The sequence below is a fragment of the Streptomyces sp. NPDC047081 genome, from assembly GCF_040643775.1.
GTDB lineage: Bacteria > Actinomycetota > Actinomycetes > Streptomycetales > Streptomycetaceae > Streptomyces.
Genome location: NZ_JBEYUY010000015.1, coordinates 158,717 through 176,512 on the forward strand (window position 1 = coordinate 158,717; position 17,796 = coordinate 176,512).

Genomic DNA, 17,796 nt, shown 5'->3' on the forward strand with positions numbered 1-17,796 from the left:
CGCTCCGATCATGGCTTCCGTACACTTCGCAGGGCCGTCGGAACCATCGGCGCCGGCGCACTGATCACGTTGAGCACGGCTCCCTGCGCCGTGGCGGATGATTCCGGGGCCGGGCTGGTGCTGGGGAGCATCGCGCCGATCAGTGGAGTGCAGCCGGGGAGGAACTTCGAGGCGCCGGTCACCTTCAGCAACACGGGCACCCAGGCGCTGGAGAAGGTCTGGCTGCGGTACACCGTCACCAAGGGGCTGGATTACGTCGACGTGCCCTCGAACTGCGTGCGGTGGGACATCGGCTCGTACGACGAGTTGCCGGCCAGAACCCAGATGACCTGCGAGTTCGACCAGGCCGTGGAGCCGGGTGTCCTCTACGCGCCCGAGAAGCTGACCCTCAAGGCTCTCGACCGGGCGCTGTACGACGATCTCGACGTCGCCGTCGGGGACTACGACTTCGGCCCCGACGAAGGCGCCAGCAGGCCCGTGCGCGGCACCGCTCCCGCGGCGAAGCTGGTCGAGCGGCCCGGCTCCGTCCCCACCGGTAGCAGCTCGGTGAGCCCCGGCTATGCCGAGGTCCGGGCGCGGGTGAACGCGGTGAACACGGCCGACTTCCAGGTGTCGGGAGCGCGGCTGGAGGGCCGGGTCGGAGACACGGTCGACCTGCAGGTGAAGTTCACCAACGCGGGCCCCGCCTGGGTGCTGGTGGTACCGGGCCCTCCGGTGCCGACCCGCGTCCTGATCAAGATTCCCTCGGGTACGACCGCGGTCAAGGCGCCACCCTGCGAGAAGCCGGCAGCCGGGACCTACGACTGCTACATCGCGCAGGGCTGGGTGGACGAGGACCAGGTGAACACCTACTCGTTCAAGCTGAAGATCGACAAGGCGGTGGCGGGGGCCCAGGGCTCGGTGGCCCTCACTGCCGATTCCCGCCCGTACGACGTGAACAAGGCGAACGACAAGGCCGACATCCTGCTCGACGTCGAGGGCAGTGGTTCGACGGGCGGGAGCGGGTCGGCGGGCGGTTCGGGTTCGACTGGCGGAGGCGGGGCGACGGGGGGATCCGGGACCACCGCCGGCTCCTCGGCCACCGGATCTTCGGGGAGCGCCTCCAGCACCGGCGGTGACCTTGCCGCCACCGGTTCCGGCCCTGCGCTGCCCCTCGCGGGCGCCGCGGCCGCGGTCGTAGCCGCCGGTGCGGGTACGGTCCTGCTCGTACGTCGCCGCGGGGTCCGGCGGTAACCCGTTCCGCGCGCAGATCTTAGGGCGGCTCGTTCAGCAGGCAAGTGCCACTCAGAACATGAACGGTGTGGACGGGGGCGGCTGGTCGGTCAGAGCCAGTCCCGGCGCTTGAAGATGACGTACAGACCGGTACAGATGATACCCATCAGGATGATCGCGAATGGGTATCCGAACGCCCAGTGCAACTCCGGCATGTGCGCGAAGTTCATGCCGTAGATCGTGCCGACCAGTGTCGGGGCGAAGAGGATGGCCGCCCAGGACGAGATGCGCTTGATCTCCTCGTTCTGTTCGAACCCCGCCTCCGCCAACGCCCGCATCTCCGCGTTCTGTTGCTGGGTGACCAGGGTCGCGTTCACGGTGAGGATGTCGGTCAGGGCCTGGCGGAAGCCGTCGACGCGCTCGCTGGTGTGGGTGACGTGGTCGGCGACGTCCCGCAGGTAGCGCTGGAGCTCGTCGTCCGTGCCGTACTTGGAGAAGCCGGCGATCAGGCCGTGCAGCATGCCGACCAGGGGGCGGGTCGCGCGCTGGAACTCGACCATTTCCCGGGAGAGTTCGTAGATACGGCGGGAGACCTCCGGGTCGCCGCGGAAGACCTCCGTCTCGATCTCGTCGATGTCGTTCTGGACCCCGGCCACGACCGGCGCGTAACCGTCGACCACCGCGTCGAGGATGGCGTACAGCACCGCCTCCGGGCCCAGTTTCAGCAGCTCCGGCGTCTCCTCCATGCGGCGGCGGACCGCGGAGAGGTCAGGGGCCGCGCCGTGCCGGACCGTGATCACGAAGTCGGGGCCGACGAACACGTGCAGCTCGCCGAAGTCGACCTCCTCCGGGGCGTCCAGGTAGCGGGCGGCGCGCAGGACGACGAAGAGCGTGTCGCCGTACCGCTCCAGCTTCGGACGCTGGTGGGCCTCCATCGCGTCCTCGACCGACAGCGGGTGGAGGTCGAACTCGGCGGCCAGGGAGAGGAGTTCGCTCTCCGTGGGACGCGCGAGGCCGATCCAGGCCATGCCGGACGGCGTGTCGCGCAGCTCGCGGAAGGTCTCGGTGAGCGTCGCGGGGGAGGAGACGCGGACGCCGTCGCTGTAGAGGGCGGCCTGTACGACGCTGGCCACCTCGGCGGGCTCGGCGGGCGCCGGCTCGGCCTGCTTCGGGGTGGAGTCGGGCGTGGGCGGCTGCGGGGGAGTGAGGGCTCGGCGCCAGACCGATCTCATGGCGCTCTTCGCGGCCGGACGGGCGCGTCGCTCGGACATGCGGCTGCCTCCCGGGTCGAACCTGCGGCTGCGTGATCCCGGGCAGGATATACGGGGCAAACGACACCGGGGTGGCCCGGGGAGCCGGGAATCGGTGAGAGTTGCGGACAGAAGGTGTCCGCAAGTGCCGTTAGCGTGCGGAGCATGACGAAGACGACCGCAGCCACGGCCCCCGTTCTCGGCACCCGCGCCCTCAACCGGGCGACCCTTGCCCGGCAGCTGCTCCTGGAGCGGTCGCCGCTCACCGCCGAGGCCGCGGTCGAGCACCTCCTCGGCCTCCAGGCGCAGAACGTGAAGCCGCCGTACTACGCGCTCGCCGCCCGCCTCGACGGGTTCGCGCCGGAGCGGCTGTCGCGGCTGATGGCCGACCGCGAGGTCGTCCGCATCGTCACCATGCGCTCGACCATCCACACCCACACCGCGGCCGACTGCCTCACCCTGCGCCCGCTGGTCCAGCCCGCGCGCGACCGCGAACTCATCAACTTCCGCAAGGGACTTGAGGGCGTGGACCTCGACCGCCTGGCCGCCCTCGCCCGCGAGCTGGTCGAGACCGAGCCGCGCACGATGAAGCAGCTCCGCGAGGCCCTCCTCACCGAGTGGCCGCACGCCGACCCCCAGTCCCTCGCGATCGCCGCCCGCTGCAAACTCCCCCTCGTCCAGGTCACCCCGCGGGGCCTTTGGGGGCAGAGCGGCCAGGTCACCCTCACGACGGCGGAACACTGGCTGGGCCGCTCCGCCGACTCCACCCCGCCGTCCCCCGACCCCACCGTCCTCCGCTACCTCGCCGCCTTCGGCCCCGCCTCCGTCAAGGACATGCAGACCTGGGCCGGGCTGACCCGGTTGCGGGACGCCTTCGAGCGGCTGCGGCCGCAGTTGGTCAGCTTCCGGGACGAGAACGGTGTCGAGCTCTTCGACCTGCCCGACGCGCCGCGCCCCGACGCCGACACCCCGGCCCCGCCCCGCTTCCTCCCCGAGTTCGACAACCTGCTGCTCTCCCACGCCGACCGCGCCCGTGTCGTACCGCCCGAGTACTGGGGCCGCAGCTGGGTCGGCAACATCGCCTACCCCACGTTCCTCGTCGACGGCTTCCTGGCCGGCGTGTGGAAGCTGACCGAGGACGCCCTGGTCATCCAGCCCTTCGGCGAACTCACCAAGGCACAGCGGACGGACCTCGTGACGGAGGGCGCGCGGATGCTCGACACCATGCACCCGGGGACGCCGTACGACATCCGCTTCGGGACCGTGATCTCGTAACCCTCAATCCGCCCGGCCGGTGACGGCCACCGTCAGACCCAGCCCGATCATCGTGAAGCCGCCCGCCCCGCCGATCATCGACAGGCGGCGGTCGGAGCGGGCGAACCAGGTGCGGGCCGCCGACGCGGTCAGGCCCCAGAGGGTGTCCGTGACCAGGCCGATCGAGATCGGGATCAGGCCCAGCACCAGCATCTGCGCGGGGACATGGCCGGCCGAGTGGTTCACGAACTGGGGGAGTACGGCCGCGAAGAACACGACGCCCTTGGGGTTGGTGACCCCCACCAGCGCCCCGTCCAGCACGGTTCGGAGGTCGCCCCGGGCCGGTTCCGCGGGCCGCGTGCCGATCGCCGCGGCCTTCAGCTCCTTGCGGTGGCGGAAGGCCTGCACGCCCAGGTGGACCAGGTAGGCCGCGCCCGCCAGCTTCACCGCGAGATAGACGGTCACCGAACGCTCCACCAGCGAGCCGATGCCGACCGCGACCGCCACGACCAGCAGATACGAGCCGAAGACGTTGCCGATCGCGGTCGCCACGGCGGTACGGCGGCCGTGCGCCAGCGCCCGGCCGATCACGAACAGCACGCTCGGCCCCGGAATCACGATCACCAGCAGCGACATCGCGGCGAAGGCGAGGAAACGGTCGGTGGACACCATGTCTCATCAACTCCCATCGGGCGCTCATTGAAACAGCCGCCCGCCGCCTCCCTCTAGAGTCGGTCCCATGGAACTGCGGCAGCTCACCTATTTCGTGACGGTGGCCGAGGAGCTGCACTTCGGACGGGCGGCCGAGCGGCTGCACATCGTGCAGTCCGCGGTGAGCATGCAGATACAGCGGCTGGAGCGGGAGCTGGGCGCCGAGCTGTTCGACCGGACCCCGCGCCGGGTGCGGATGACGGCCGCGGGGGAGCGGCTGCTGCCCGAGGCGCGGGCCGTGCTGGCCGCGGCGGACCGGGCGCGGGCGGCCGTCGCACCGCCGCCCGGGCTGCGGATCGGGACGAGCACCGGGCTCGGCGCCCACCTCGACCGGGTCCTCACCGCGTTCGCCCGCCGCGCGCCGGACGTGCCGGTGGAGCTGTTCTCGCTGCCGGCCGCCGAACGCCTCGCCCGGGTCGCGGGCGGGGAGCTGGACGCCGCGTTCGTACGATCCGTCGAGCCGGTGCCCGGCGTACGGGTGCTGCCGCTGTGGCCCGACCCCCTGGTGGCCGCGCTCCCGGCCACCCACCCACTGGCCGCGCGCCCGGAGATCGGCGTCGAGGAACTGGCCGGGCTGCCCCTCTCCCTCACCGAGCGCCGCAACAACCCCGCCCTGGTCGACCTCGTGGTCGGCGCCTGTCAGGAGGCGGGCTTCGAACCACCGCCCGGACCGGCGAGCGGCTCCCTCCAGGACACCCTCGCCACCATCGGCACCCGCCCCCTGTGGACGGTCGTGTACGCCTCCCACGCGCGCGTCCTGCACAGCCCGCGGGTGGCCTTCGTACCGTTCCGCGCGCCGGGCCTGGCCCTCTCCACCGGCCTCGCCGTCTCCGCGGCCACCCCGCCCCCGCACCTGGACACCCTGCTCCTGGCCTGCGACGATCACGAGAACTGATCGCTGCGGTCGCGGTCTGCCTCTTGGTCACGAAGGCTGGACGCGATGGACTGGACACACCGAACAGCACCGCGGATCAAGGGAGTTCAGTCATGCCGATCGTCACCGTCCAGCAGGGTCCCCGGGACACCGAGCTCAAGCGGGACCTCGTCAAGCGCATCACCGACGCGTTCGTCGACGCGTACCGGATCCCGGCGGAGACCGTGCAGGTCTGGATCCACGAGGTCCCGGCGGACAGCTGGGGCGCCGCGGGCAAGCTCACCGCGGACAAGTAGCGGACATGGATAGGGGGCGTTGCGGGCTGCTCGTGGTAGCCCGCAACGCCCCCTGGTCTTTCACCTGAGGGGTGCTCAGGAGACCTTCTGGGACTACGAGTTGACCTGCGCGGTCACCAGGCTGGAGAAGGTGGTCAGCCGGGTGTAGACACCCGGGTAACCGGCCTCCGCGCAGCCCTCGCCCCAAGAAGTGATCCCTGCCAGGACGCCCCCGATGAGCAGGGGACCGCCGCTGTCGCCCTGGCAGGTGTCTACGCCGCCGGACGTGTATCCGGCGCAAACCATGTCGGTCTGGACGAAGTCCGAACCGTAGGAGCTCTTGCAGCTGGAGTCGGACACGATCGGGACGGTCGCGGTCCGCAGCTGGTTGGAGGAGCTGCCGTTCTCCGAGGTGGTGCCCCAGCCGAGGATGCGAGCCGTGGTGCCGGCCGCGTACACGCTCGTCTGGGAGGAGCTGACGTACGACGCCGTCGTGTACGGCATCGACGTCGAGAGGGTGAGGACGGCCACGTCGTCGCCGTTGGTGGCGTCCGTGTAGGACGGGTTGATCCAGATCTTGCTGACCTTGCTGACCGTGCCGTTGGTGCCGTTCAGGTAGGTGCGCCCGCCGACGACTCTGACGCTGCTGGTGGTCTCGCCGACCATACAGTGGGCGGCCGTCACCACCTTGGTCGCCGAGACGAGGGTGCCGCCGCAGAACTGGTTCTGCGAGGCGTCCGTGATCTGCATCATGAACGGGTACGCGGTCGTCGTGGTCGTCGAACCGCCGACGATGGGCTGGGGAGCGGCGACAGCGGTGGGGGCGCTGAGCAGGGCCGTGGCTGCGGCGGCAGCGGTCGCCGCTACGACGGCGGCGGTCTTCTTGGCGCGGTTGAGCCCGAACATGAGTCTCCTCAGTGGGGGGTTGCCGGTGGGGGTCGCGCGGGTGTGGGGGTGGTGCACGGGGGTCGCGGGACCGACCCCCGTATGCCCGGGCGAGCGGCACGCCCTTACGCTAGAACCCGGTGCACCCTCACCCCAATGAGGGAACCCCCTAGGGGAGTTGGGCAGGGAAAACCCTCGGTCGCCGCACAGTAAACCGGACAGACCTCACTTCGTACGACGCCCCGCCGCCAGTCGGACGATATCCACCCGAGAGCGGATGCCGAGCTTGCGGTAGACCCGTGTCAGGGTCGCCTCGACCGTCTTCACGCTGATGAACAGCCGTGCCGCGATCTCCCGGTTGGTCGCGCCCTCCATGACGAGCGCGGCGACCTGACGCTCCATCGAGGCGAGTCCCTCCAGCCCCGCCAGACCGTCCGAGCCCTCTGACGTGTCGGAGGGTGTGTTCGGTTCCACCGGGTGCTCGGCGGCGGCCGTCTCCACCTGCCGCAGCCACGGCAGCGCACGGCAGCGCCGGAAGAGCCGGGCCGCTTCGTCGTACGACGTCGGCCCCGGGCGCCCGCCGCGCAGCGCGGCCAGCGCGAACGCGGCCCGCGCCTCCTCCAGGCCGTACCCCAGCTTGGCCAGCCGGTCCTGAACGGACGTCAGCTGGGCGAGCGCGGCCTCCTGCTCCCCGCGCGCGGCCCGCACCAGCGCCTCGGCCCGGTCGAGCACCGCCAGCACGCTCTCCCGGCCGAGCCGCAGCGCGTGCGCCCGGGCCCCGGCGACGAGTTCCTGCGCCTCGTCGACCTCGCCGGTCCGCACCAGGGCCTCGGCGAGGTCGCCGTGCCAGCGGCCGCGCGCCGGGTCGTTGATGCCGAGCGCGTGCTCCAACTCCCGTACCCGGCGCAGTGAGTGCACCGCGCCCTCGGCGTCCCGCGCGACCAGCTGGGCGTGCCCGAGCGCGGTCAGCCCGCGCGAGATGTACATCTGGTCCCCGGCCTGCTCGGCCAGCTCCACCGCCTCCCGGCCGAGCGCCAGCGCCCGGTCCACGTCCCCGCCCGCGGCCTCGGCGAGCGAGGCGAGCACGGCGGAGGGCACCTCGCCGATCCCGGAGTCGCGGGCCAGCCGCATGGACTCCCGGGCCAGGTCGAGGGCGCGCCCGCAGTGCCCGGAGCGCAGCTCGGTCTCGGCGAGCAGGCGTACGAAGTGCACCTCGCTCTCGACCATGCCGCGCCGCCGCACCTCGCGCAGCAGCGCGCTGACCGTGGAGCGGGCCTCGGGCAGCTGGTCGCTCATGATCAGCCAGCGGAAGCGGGCCGCGCCGGCGCCGTTGTGATGGCACGCCACCTCGGGGAGCTGAGGCTCCTTCAGGGCGCGCTTGATGGTCGCGGGCCCGTCCGGATGGCCCATCAGGATCTCGGTCTGCGCCTGGAACGAGAGCGCGAGCAGCTCGGTGCGCCGCTCGCCGGCCCGGGCCGCCAGCTCCGCCGCGTGCGCCGCCTCCTGGCGGCCCTCGGCGAAGTCGCCCTCCACGACCAGGGCCCGCCAGGCCAGCTGGTAGTGGACCAGGGCGAGCAGCCGCGGGTCGTCGCCGGCGTCGGCGAGCACCTGCGGGTAGACGGTGTCGACCTCGCCGAGCGCCTGCCCGGCCGCCTCGATCACCACCATCCAGGCCCGCACCCGGTCGGCCGGCGCGGTGGCCCGGGTCAGCACCTCGCGGGCGATGTCCCGCGCCAGGTCCACCTCGCCCGCGGTGATCGCGTCCTCGGCGGCCTGCAGCCGGCGCTCGTCGGCGCCCGGGTCGTGGTCGGCCGGGGTGTGCCGGGCGGCGAGCAGACCGAGCGACGCGGCGACCGAGGGGGCCCCGCGGTCCCGGGCCAGCGCGGCGGCCTCGGCGAGCCGGGCCGCGGCCTCCGGGTCGGTGCCCGTGGTCGCCAGGGCAAGATGCCGGGCCCGCTCGATGGGGTCGGAGGCCGCCGTGGACAGCGCGGCGTGCACGGCACGGCGCTCCTGCGCGGGCGCCTCCGCGTACAGCGCGGCCGAGATCATGGGATGCGCGAAGCGTACGGCGGGGCCCTCGGGCTCGGTGGCAAGCAGCCCCAGTTCGGCCGCCTGGGCGGTCTCGGCCTCGGCGTTCTCCCGCCCTGCCGCGTGCAGCAGGGCCACGGTGGGGCGGGCGCCCGCGCTGGCCACCAGGAGGGTGCGGCGGGCCTCGGCGGAGAGCATCTCCAGGCGGTTGAGGACGAGGGTGCGCAGCGAGGTCGGCACCGGCAGCGGCTCGCCGGGGCGCGGCGGGGTCGGGTTCTCGGCGAGGGCGCGGCCGAGCTCCAGGGCGAAGAGCGGGTTGCCGGCGCTGGTGTGGTGGATGTCGCGGACCGTGGAGCGGGGCAGACCGGTGTAGCCGCGGTGGTCGAGCAGGGCGGAGACCTGGGCACGGGAGAACGCGCCGAGCCGGACGGCGAGGGTGTCCGGGGGTGACGCGCGTAGGTGGCGGTCGTACTCCTGGCCCTCGGTGCGCACCGCGCACAGCAGCTGCACCGGGGTGTCGCCGAGGCGGCGGGCGGCGAAGCCGAGGAGTTCGGCGCTGGCCGAGTCGAGCCACTGGAGGTCGTCGGCGACGACGAGGACTGGGCCCTCCGCTGCGAGCGCGCGCAGCGCGGACAGCACGGCCAGGCGCAGGGCGAGGGCGTCGCGCTGGAGGGTGGACTCGCGTCCGGTGAGCGCCGACTCCAGCGCCGTGCGCTGGGCCGCGGGCAGCTTCTCGGAGACCTCGTCGAGGACCAGGCCGAGCAGGTCCGCGAGGGCCAGGAACGGGAGATGCGATTCGGACTCGGTCGCCGAGCAGCGCAACACGGTGCGGGCGGGTGTCCCATATTCGGATGCCAATGCCCGCAGGACGGTCGACTTTCCTATTCCGGCGGGACCGTGGAGCAGCACACTGCCGCCGCGCGCGAGCTGCTCACGCGCGGCCCCGATCAGCTCCTCCCGGCCGATGACCAGGTCGGGGCGGCATCTGGCAGGCTCCTTGAAGTCCCCTCGCACGGTCACCGCTCCCCTCCGTGTGTCGTGTCCGGACCAAATTCTATGCAATGTCTCTTTGAAATTCGGACGGACGGGGTGGTGAGGGATATAACAATGGTGCAGCACACGGAAATTCAAAGCCCCGGCGCATGAATAGCGGGCCGCCCAACCGGTTGCCGGCAGCTACGGAAGCAGCCCCGCCCGGCGCGCCGCGGCGACCGCCTCGCCCCTGGTGTGGGTGCCCAGTTTGCGCATCGCCGAGCGGAGATAGCTCTTGACCGTCTCCGGGCGCAGCCCCAGCCGCTCCGAGGCGCCCGCGTTCGTCGCACCGGCCGCCAGACAGGCCAGTACGTCCAGCTCACGAGGGGTCAGCCGGACCCCGGCCGGGCGCGGGACGAGGGGTACGGCCGTCGGCGTCAGCAGCTCGCAGGCGTCCAGCAGCTCGGCCCGCAGCGCCGGGTCGGCGATCCGCGGGGCCAGTGCGCGCAGCGCCGCGTGGGCCTCGCGCACCTGCTCCCAGGCGGCGCCCGCGGCAGGGTCCCGGGACGAGTCGGTACGGGGCGTCTGCGCGAGCAGCCCGCGCACCTGGTCCTGCACGGCCAGCGTCTGCTCCACGTCCCGGGCGGCCTCCATCGCCGCGTCCAGCGTGCGGTCGCCCAGCGGCTGGGCCGTGCGCAGGGCGCCGTACAGGACACCGCGCACCCGGCGTCGTACCACCACCGGCACCGCGAGGATCGAGCGCAGCCCCTCGGTGGCGACCGGGACGTCGTACTCGTGGCTGATCTGCCGCGACGAGGAGTAGTCCGTCACCGCGCACGGGCGGGCGAGGGCGACCGCGCGGCCGCCGAGGCCGTTGCCGGAGGTCACCGGGAGGCCGCTCAGGGCGAGGGTCGTGTTCCCGTTGAGCTCGCTGATGCGCACATGCTGCCGGCCCGGCTCCACCAGGCCGCCGAAGGCCACCGGGAGCCCCGTAGTGCGCCGCAGGCGCACCAGTGCACTGCGTATCTCGACCGCCCCGGCCGCGTCTGCTGTCACCTGCTCGCCCTTTCCCTGCAGCGCACACCCCCGTTCGGGGGTAGTGAGACCTGCATCACGGATTACACGATGGCAGAGAGCCGCCCGGCAATGGTCCGGTACCGAGGAGGACGCACGATGACGACCGCGACGGAGGCCTTCCGAGACGCGCGGGACTTCCTGCTGGAGCACCGCGAGGACTACACGAAGGCGTACGAGGGCTTCGACTGGCCCCGGCCCGAGCGCTTCAACTGGGCGCTCGACTGGTTCGACGTCATCGCCGACGGCAACGACCGGACCGCCCTGCACATCGTCGAGGAGGACGGAAGCGAGGTCCGCGTCTCCTTCGCGGAGATGGCCGAGCGCTCAAACCGCGTGGCCAACTGGCTGCGCGGACGCGGTGTGCGGGCCGAGGACCGCATCCTCGTCATGCTCGGCAACCAGGTCGAGCTGTGGGAGACCGCCCTCGCCGCGATGAAGCTGCGGGCCGTCGTCATCCCGGCCACCCCGCTGCTGGGCCCCGCCGACCTGCGCGACCGGGTCGACCGGGGGCGCGTGAGGCACGTGCTGGTACGGGCCGAGGACACCGGCAAGTTCGACGAGGTGCCCGGCCGCTACACCCGTGTCGCGGTCGGCGGCGCGGAGGGGGACTGGCAGGCGTACGAGGACGCGTACGCGGCCCCCGCCGGCTTCGCTCCGGACGGGGAGACCCTGCCCGACGAGCCCCTGATGCTGTACTTCACCTCGGGCACCACCGCCCGCCCCAAGCTGGTCGAGCACACCCACACCTCGTACCCGATCGGCCATCTCGCGACGATGTACTGGGTCGGCCTCAAGCCCGGTGACGTGCACCTGAACATCTCCTCGCCCGGCTGGGCCAAGCACGCCTGGTCCAATCTCTTCGCGCCGTGGAACGCGGAGGCGACCGTCTTCATCCACAACTACACGCGCTTCGACGCGGGCCGCCTGATGGCCGAGATGGACCGTGCGGGGGTCACGACGTTCTGCGCGCCGCCGACCGTGTGGCGGATGCTCATCCAGGCCGACCTCACCCAGCTGCGCGCCAGGCCGCGCGAGGCGGTGGCGGCCGGGGAGCCGCTGAACCCCGAGGTCATCGAGCAGGTGCGGCGGGCCTGGGGCGTCACCATCCGGGACGGCTTCGGGCAGACGGAGACGGCCGTGCAGGTCGCCAACAGCCCGGGCCAGCCGCTGAAGACCGGCTCGATGGGGCGGCCCAGCCCCGGGTACAAGGTCGAGCTCCTCGATCCGGTGACGGGCGCGGCCGGCGCCGCCGAGGGCGAGATCGCCCTCGACCTGTCCGCCCGTCCCGTCGGCCTGATGACCGGCTACCACGGCGACCCGGACCGCACGGCGGAGGCGATGGCCGGCGGCTACTACCGCACCGGCGACATCGGCTCGCGCGACGAGGACGGCTACATCACGTACGTCGGGCGGGCCGACGACGTGTTCAAGGCCAGCGACTACAAGATCTCCCCGTTCGAGCTGGAGAGCGCCCTGCTGGAGCACGAGGCGGTGGCCGAGGCGGCCGTCGTGCCCGCGCCGGACGAGCTGCGGCTCGCCGTGCCCAAGGCGTACGTCGTGCTCGCCGAGGGCTGGCAGCCCGGCCCCGACACCGCGAAGGTGCTGTTCGAGCATTCCCGCGAGGTCCTGGCGCCGTACAAGCGCATCCGCCGTCTGGAGTTCGGCGCGCTGCCCAAGACCGTCTCCGGCAAGATCCGCCGGATCGAGCTGCGCGAGGCCACGGCCGCGGGTTCGGCCGACGAGTACCGCGAGGAGGACTTCCGGTGACCGTACTGTCGTACACCCATGGGACGAGCGGGACCGTCCTGCTCGGGGACACCATCGGAGCCAACCTCGACCGGGCCGTCGCGACCTGGCCGGAGCGCGAGGCGCTCGTCGACGTGCCGTCGGGGCGGCGCTGGACCTATGCCCAATTCGGGGCGGACGTCGACGAGTTGGCGCGGGCGCTGGTCGCGAGCGGGGTCGCGAAGGGGGACCGGGTCGGCATCTGGGCGGTCAACTGCCCCGAGTGGGTGCTGGTCCAGTACGCCACCGCGCGCATCGGCGCGATCATGGTGAACATCAACCCGGCCTACCGCACCCACGAGGTCGAGTACGTCCTGGGCCAGGCCGGCGTCTCCCTCCTCTTCGCCTCGCTGAGCCACAAGAGCAGCGACTACCGCGCGATGGTCGAGGAAGTGCGGGGCAGGTGCCCGGAGTTGAGGGAGACCGTCTACATCGGCGACCCGAGCTGGACGGCGCTGCTCGGCCGCGCGGCGCCCGAGGCGACGTACGAGCCGCTCTCCTGCGACGACCCCATCAACATCCAGTACACCTCGGGCACGACGGGCTTCCCGAAGGGGGCCACGCTCTCCCACCACAACATCCTCAACAACGGTTATTTCGTAGGGGAGTTGATCGCCTACACCGAGCAGGACCGGATCTGCATCCCCGTGCCCTTCTACCACTGCTTCGGCATGGTGATGGGGAACCTGGCCGCCACCTCGCACGGCGCCTGCATGGTCGTCCCGGCGCCGTCCTTCGACCCGAAGGCCACGCTGGAGGCGGTGCAGCAGGAGCGGTGCACGTCCCTGTACGGCGTCCCGACCATGTTCATCGCGGAGTTGAACCTGCCCGACTTCGCGACGTACGACCTCACGTCCCTGCGCACGGGGATCATGGCGGGCTCGCCCTGTCCGGTCGAGGTGATGAAGCGGGTGGTCGCCGAGATGCACATGGAGCAGGTGTCCATCTGCTACGGCATGACGGAGACGTCCCCGGTCTCGCTGCAGACGCGGATGGAGGACGACCTGGAGCACCGCACCGGGACGGTCGGCCGGGTCCTGCCGCACATCGAGGTCAAGGTCGTCGACCCGGCGACGGGAGTGACCCAACCCCGGGGCGAGGCAGGCGAGTTGTGCACCCGCGGCTACAGCGTGATGCTCGGCTACTGGAACGAGCCCGAGAAGACCGCCGAGGCCGTCGACCCCGGCCGCTGGATGCACACCGGGGACCTCGCGATGATGCGCGAGGACGGCTACGTCGAGATCGTCGGCCGCATCAAGGACATGATCATCCGCGGTGGCGAGAACATCTACCCGCGCGAGATCGAGGAGTTCCTCTACGGCCACCCGAAGATCGCGGACGTCCAGGTGGTCGGCGTACCCCATGAGAAGTACGGCGAGGAGGTCCTGGCCTGCGTCATCCCGCGGGACCCGGCCGACCCGCCGACGCTGGAGGAACTGCGGGCGTTCTGCGAGGGCCGGCTGGCGCACTACAAGGTGCCGAGCAGGCTGCAGATCCTGAAGGCCTTCCCGATGACGGTGTCGGGGAAGGTGCGCAAGATCGAACTGCGGGAGAACTACAGCGCCCCGTAAGGGGCCTTCGGCCGACGGTTTCAGGAGTCGGAACGGGCTTTCAGCGGCCGAACCGTGACTGCAACTGCTCAGGGACACGTCCGCCCTGGATCCGGATGTCGGCCGCGGCCTCTTCGATCCGGTGCAGGTCGCCGGACGTCAGCTCGACGTCGAGGGCGCCCAGGTTCTCTTCCAGGCGGTGCAGCTTGGTGGTGCCGGGGATCGGCACGAACCACGGCTTCTGCGCCAGCACCCAGGCGAGAGCGATCTGGGCAGGCGTGGCTCCCTTGTCGTCGGCGATCTGCCGCAGCAGGTCGACCAGCACCTGGTTGGCCTGCCGTGCTTCAGGGCTGAAGCGTGGAAGCAGGCGGCGGAGGTCGTCGTCGGCCAGCGATGTGCCGGCATCGATCTTGCCGGTCAGAAATCCTTTGCCGAGCGGGCTGAAGGGCACCAGGCCGATGCCCAGTTCCTCCAAGGTCGGAATGATGTCGGTCTCGTGCTCGCGCATCCAGAGCGAATACTCGCTCTGCAGCGCCGTCACCGGCTGTACGGCGTGGGCGCGGCGAATCGTCGCGGCACCGGCCTCGGACAGGCCGAAGTGCTTCACCTTGCCTTCGGCGATCAGCTCCTTGACCGTGCCGGCCACGTCTTCGACGGGCACGTCGGGATCGACGCGGTGTTGGTAGAGCAGGTCGATGCTTTCGGTTCGAAGACGCTTGAGCGAGGCCTCGGTCACCCGGCGGATCTGCTCGGGCCTGCTGTCGACCCCGGACATCGGGGTCGGCCCGTGTTCGCCGTGCCTGATGCCGAACTTGGTGGCGATCACCACCTGGTCGCGGACCGGTGCCAGCGCCCGGCCGACCAGGTCCTCATTGGTGAACGGGCCGTAGACCTCGGCGGTGTCGAGGAAGTTCACGCCGCGGTCGACGGCCGCCCGCAGCAACTTCGTCATCTCGCCTGTGTCCTGTGGCTGACCGTAGAAGAAACTCATGCCCATGCAGCCGAGCCCGAGAGCCGAGACTTCGAGGCCCTGCCCTAGTTCGCGTTTTTGCATGACCTCGACGCTATGGCCCTGAAGTGCACTTCAAGCAAGCCTCGCCAGTCACGCGCCTTTCATGTCCAGTTCGTCGGCCACCTCATTCACCGGCTGCGGAGTCCCCGTGAGGTCCAGGACGAACAAGGACACGCCGAGGGAGTCCGCGCGGGCCCGGGCGTCCGTGGCGTAACCGGCCAGGGAGAAGTACACGCAGATCGCCGACTCCGTCATGGCGGTCAGCCACAGGCACTCGACGTCCCGTGAGGAGGCCGGCCGTACCGTCGGGTCCACCTGGGCCAGCAGACCCCGCGCCGCGAGGCCGATGCCCGACGGCGGCCGCTGGTCGGCCCGCCGGATGTCCCTGAAGCCGAGCCAGCGCAGATACAGCGCGGCGGCCGTGACCGCGTCCCGCGCGGTACGGATGGTGACGGGCTGGAAGCGGGGGCGGCGGCCCTGCGGGCCCTGCGCGCGGGCCGGCCTCGGACGGGGAGCCGGCTCCGGCCAGGGCCAGGTCTCGGCGCTCGCCTCGTCCCTCTCGCCAGCCCCGTCGGCCCCCGCCAGCGGCACCCGCAGCAGCGTCCCGCACGGGCAGCCCAGCTCCGGCCGGGGCCACTGGTCGCTGCGGCCGCAGCCGGCGCAGCGCAGGGTGATCCAGTCCTCTTCCCAGACGGGATGGGAGACGGCCGTCGCCGTCCCGTGCCGGTCCAGCGACGGGGCGATCGGTGCCCCGCACACGCACGGATACGACGGCGCCGAGTAGAGGTGCTCGCGCCGGCAGGCCGGACAGCGCACCGGGACGCTCTCTGACATGGCCCACATCGTCCTCCAGCCGACCCCCGCTTGTCCGTCTCTTGACGGCCTTCTCCCGCCCACCTACATTGCTTCCAGATAGTAGAAATTAGTTTCCGCAATGTGGAAACGTTGAGGAAGTCGATTACGGAAGAGCTCACCGCGGGGCGCGACGGGCGTGCGAATCCGACAGCCGAGGCAGGAGTACTCGATGGCACGTATGACCGCTGCCCGCGCGGCAGTTGAGATCCTCAAGCGCGAAGGTGTCGGCGACGCGTTCGGTGTGCCGGGCGCGGCGATCAACCCCTTCTACGCCGCGCTCAAGGCCTCCGGCGGCATCAATCACACCCTCGCCCGCCATGTGGAGGGCGCCTCGCACATGGCCGAGGGGTACACGAGGACCCACGCCGGCAACATCGGCGTCTGCATCGGAACCTCCGGCCCGGCCGGCACCGACATGATCACGGGCCTGTACTCCGCCATCGGCGACTCGATCCCGATCCTGTGCATCACGGGCCAGGCCCCGACCGCCGTGATCCACAAGGAGGACTTCCAGGCCGTCGACATCGCCTCGATCGCCAAGCCGGTCACGAAGATGGCGGTCACGGTCCTGGAGGCCGCGCAGGTCCCCGGCGTCTTCCAGCAGGCCTTCCATCTGATGCGCTCCGGCCGTCCCGGCCCGGTCCTGATCGACCTGCCGATCGACGTCCAGCTCACCGAGATCGAGTTCGACCCGGAGACGTACGAGCCGCTCCCGGTCTACAAGCCGGCCGCGAGCCGCGCCCAGATCGAGAAGGCGATCGGGATGCTCAACGCGTCCGAGCGCCCGCTGATCGTCGCCGGCGGCGGTGTCATCAACGCCGACGCGGCCGAACTCCTCGTCGAGTTCGCCGAGTTGACCGGCACCCCGGTCGTCCCGACCCTGATGGGCTGGGGCCTGCTCCCCGACGACCACGAGCTGAACGCCGGCATGGTCGGCCTGCAGACCTCGCACCGCTACGGCAACGCGACCTTCCTGGAGTCCGACTTCGTCCTCGGCATCGGCAACCGCTGGGCCAACCGCCACACCGGCAGGCTGGACGTCTACACGGCCGGACGGAAGTTCGTCCATGTCGACGTCGAGCCCACCCAGATCGGCAAGATCTTCGCCCCGGACTACGGCATCGCCTCCGACGCGAAGGCCGCGCTGGAGCTCTTCGTCGAGGTGGCAAGGGAGTTGAAGGCGGCGGGCCGGCTGCCCGACCGCAGCGCCTGGGCCGCCGCCGCACAGGAGAAGAAGGCGACCCTCCAGCGCCGTACCCACTTCGACGACATCCCGATCAAGCCGCAGCGTGTCTACGAGGAGATGAACAAGGCCTTCGGCCCGGAGACCCGGTACGTCTCCACGATCGGCCTCTCGCAGATCGCCGGCGCCCAGATGCTGCACGTCTTCAGGCCGCGCCACTGGATCAACTGCGGCCAGGCGGGCCCCCTCGGCTGGACCGTCCCGGCCGCGCTGGGCGTCGCCAAGGCCGACCCGGAGGCGCAGGTCGTCGCGCTGTCCGGCGACTACGACTTCCAGTTCATGATCGAGGAACTGGCCGTCGGCGCACAGCACAAGATCCCGTACGTCCATGTCCTGGTGAACAACGCCTATCTGGGCCTGATTCGCCAGGCGCAGCGGGCGTTCGACATCGACTTCCAGGTCAAGCTGGAGTTCGAGAACATCAACTCGCCCGAGCTGGGCGTCTACGGCGTCGACCACGTCAAGGTCGCCGAGGGTCTCGGCTGCAAGGCGATCCGGGTGACCGACCCGAACGAGCTGGGGGCGGCGCTGGAGCAGGCGAAGAAGCTCGCCGCCGAGTACCAGGTGCCGGTGGTCGTCGAGGCGATCCTGGAGCGCGTCACCAACATCGCCATGTCGACGACGAACGACATCTCCAACGTCGTCGAGTTCGAGGAGCTCGCGACCGAGCCGGGACACGCGCCGACTTCGATCAGGACGCTGAAGGTCTGACACACCGGTACGACGAAGAGGGGCGGCCCGCCGACGGGCCGCCCCTCTTTCGTGTGCCGTGCAGCGGGGCCCGCCGCCCCCGTGTCGGCGGGCCCCGCGTGA

14 protein-coding genes are annotated in these 17,796 nt (G+C 71.2%); 7 read left to right on the plus strand and 7 right to left on the minus strand.

From position 1 onward, the window contains the following. The first annotated feature begins 90 nt into the window (after positions 1 to 90). Positions 91 to 1,233 (plus strand): hypothetical protein, encoded by a 1,143-nt coding sequence (locus tag ABZ848_RS27460; RefSeq protein ID WP_360836096.1) that lies wholly within the window; start codon positions 91 to 93, stop codon positions 1,231 to 1,233. An 89-nt stretch (positions 1,234 to 1,322) separates the two neighbouring features. Here ABZ848_RS27460 and ABZ848_RS27465 read toward each other — a convergent pair whose 3' ends face one another. Next, complete coding sequence (locus ABZ848_RS27465) at positions 1,323 to 2,483, minus strand: magnesium and cobalt transport protein CorA (RefSeq protein WP_360836098.1); 1,161 nt, start codon at positions 2,481 to 2,483, stop codon at positions 1,323 to 1,325. 144 nt (positions 2,484 to 2,627) lie between these two features. Here ABZ848_RS27465 and ABZ848_RS27470 point away from each other — a divergent pair, with 144 nt between their 5' ends. Further along, a complete protein-coding gene (locus ABZ848_RS27470; protein WP_360836100.1) occupies positions 2,628 to 3,737 on the plus strand; it encodes a winged helix DNA-binding domain-containing protein in 1,110 nt (369 codons plus the stop codon). A gap of 3 nt (positions 3,738 to 3,740) precedes the next feature. Here ABZ848_RS27470 and ABZ848_RS27475 read toward each other — a convergent pair whose 3' ends face one another. Further along, positions 3,741 to 4,388, minus strand: a complete 648-nt coding sequence (locus ABZ848_RS27475; protein WP_360836101.1) for a LysE family translocator — start codon at positions 4,386 to 4,388, stop codon at positions 3,741 to 3,743. 67 nt (positions 4,389 to 4,455) lie between these two features. On the opposite strand from ABZ848_RS27475, the gene ABZ848_RS27480 reads away from it, so the two are divergent. Together ABZ848_RS27480 and dmpI are read left to right on the plus strand one after the other, a co-directional pair. Continuing rightward, a complete protein-coding gene (locus tag ABZ848_RS27480) occupies positions 4,456 to 5,322 on the plus strand; it encodes a LysR family transcriptional regulator (protein ID WP_360836103.1) in 867 nt (288 codons plus the stop codon). A gap of 92 nt (positions 5,323 to 5,414) precedes the next feature. Then, entirely contained in the window at positions 5,415 to 5,597 is a 183-nt protein-coding gene (dmpI, locus tag ABZ848_RS27485; protein WP_351467188.1) for a 4-oxalocrotonate tautomerase DmpI, read from the plus strand. A 93-nt stretch (positions 5,598 to 5,690) separates the two neighbouring features. On the opposite strand, the gene ABZ848_RS27490 is transcribed toward dmpI, so the two are convergent. The 3 genes from ABZ848_RS27490 to ABZ848_RS27500 form a co-directional block, all read right to left on the minus strand. After that, positions 5,691 to 6,482 (minus strand): serine protease, encoded by a 792-nt coding sequence (locus ABZ848_RS27490; RefSeq protein ID WP_360836106.1) that lies wholly within the window; start codon positions 6,480 to 6,482, stop codon positions 5,691 to 5,693. A gap of 204 nt (positions 6,483 to 6,686) precedes the next feature. After that, positions 6,687 to 9,509 (minus strand): AAA family ATPase, encoded by a 2,823-nt coding sequence (locus ABZ848_RS27495; protein ID WP_360836108.1) that lies wholly within the window; start codon positions 9,507 to 9,509, stop codon positions 6,687 to 6,689. Positions 9,510 to 9,665: 156 nt separating this feature from the next. Next, complete coding sequence (locus tag ABZ848_RS27500) at positions 9,666 to 10,517, minus strand: helix-turn-helix transcriptional regulator (protein ID WP_360836110.1); 852 nt, start codon at positions 10,515 to 10,517, stop codon at positions 9,666 to 9,668. A gap of 117 nt (positions 10,518 to 10,634) precedes the next feature. Between ABZ848_RS27500 and ABZ848_RS27505 the strand changes: the two genes are divergently transcribed. After that, positions 10,635 to 12,305, plus strand: a complete 1,671-nt coding sequence (locus tag ABZ848_RS27505; protein WP_360836112.1) for an AMP-binding protein — start codon at positions 10,635 to 10,637, stop codon at positions 12,303 to 12,305. Then, positions 12,302 to 13,894, plus strand: coding sequence for an AMP-binding protein (locus ABZ848_RS27510; protein WP_360836113.1), 1,593 nt, complete (start codon positions 12,302 to 12,304; stop codon positions 13,892 to 13,894). The genes ABZ848_RS27505 and ABZ848_RS27510 overlap by 4 nt, the downstream gene beginning before the upstream one ends. 40 nt (positions 13,895 to 13,934) lie before the next feature. On the opposite strand, the gene ABZ848_RS27515 is transcribed toward ABZ848_RS27510, so the two are convergent. Both ABZ848_RS27515 and ABZ848_RS27520 read right to left on the minus strand, forming a co-directional pair. Further along, positions 13,935 to 14,927: an aldo/keto reductase gene (locus tag ABZ848_RS27515; protein ID WP_360836115.1), complete on the minus strand. Its 993-nt coding sequence runs from the start codon at positions 14,925 to 14,927 to the stop codon at positions 13,935 to 13,937. A 48-nt stretch (positions 14,928 to 14,975) separates the two neighbouring features. Continuing rightward, positions 14,976 to 15,728 (minus strand): hypothetical protein, encoded by a 753-nt coding sequence (locus tag ABZ848_RS27520; protein WP_360836117.1) that lies wholly within the window; start codon positions 15,726 to 15,728, stop codon positions 14,976 to 14,978. A 181-nt stretch (positions 15,729 to 15,909) separates the two neighbouring features. Between ABZ848_RS27520 and gcl the strand changes: the two genes are divergently transcribed. Continuing rightward, positions 15,910 to 17,694, plus strand: coding sequence for a glyoxylate carboligase (gene gcl, locus ABZ848_RS27525; protein WP_360836119.1), 1,785 nt, complete (start codon positions 15,910 to 15,912; stop codon positions 17,692 to 17,694). The last annotated feature ends 102 nt before the right edge of the window (positions 17,695 to 17,796 follow it).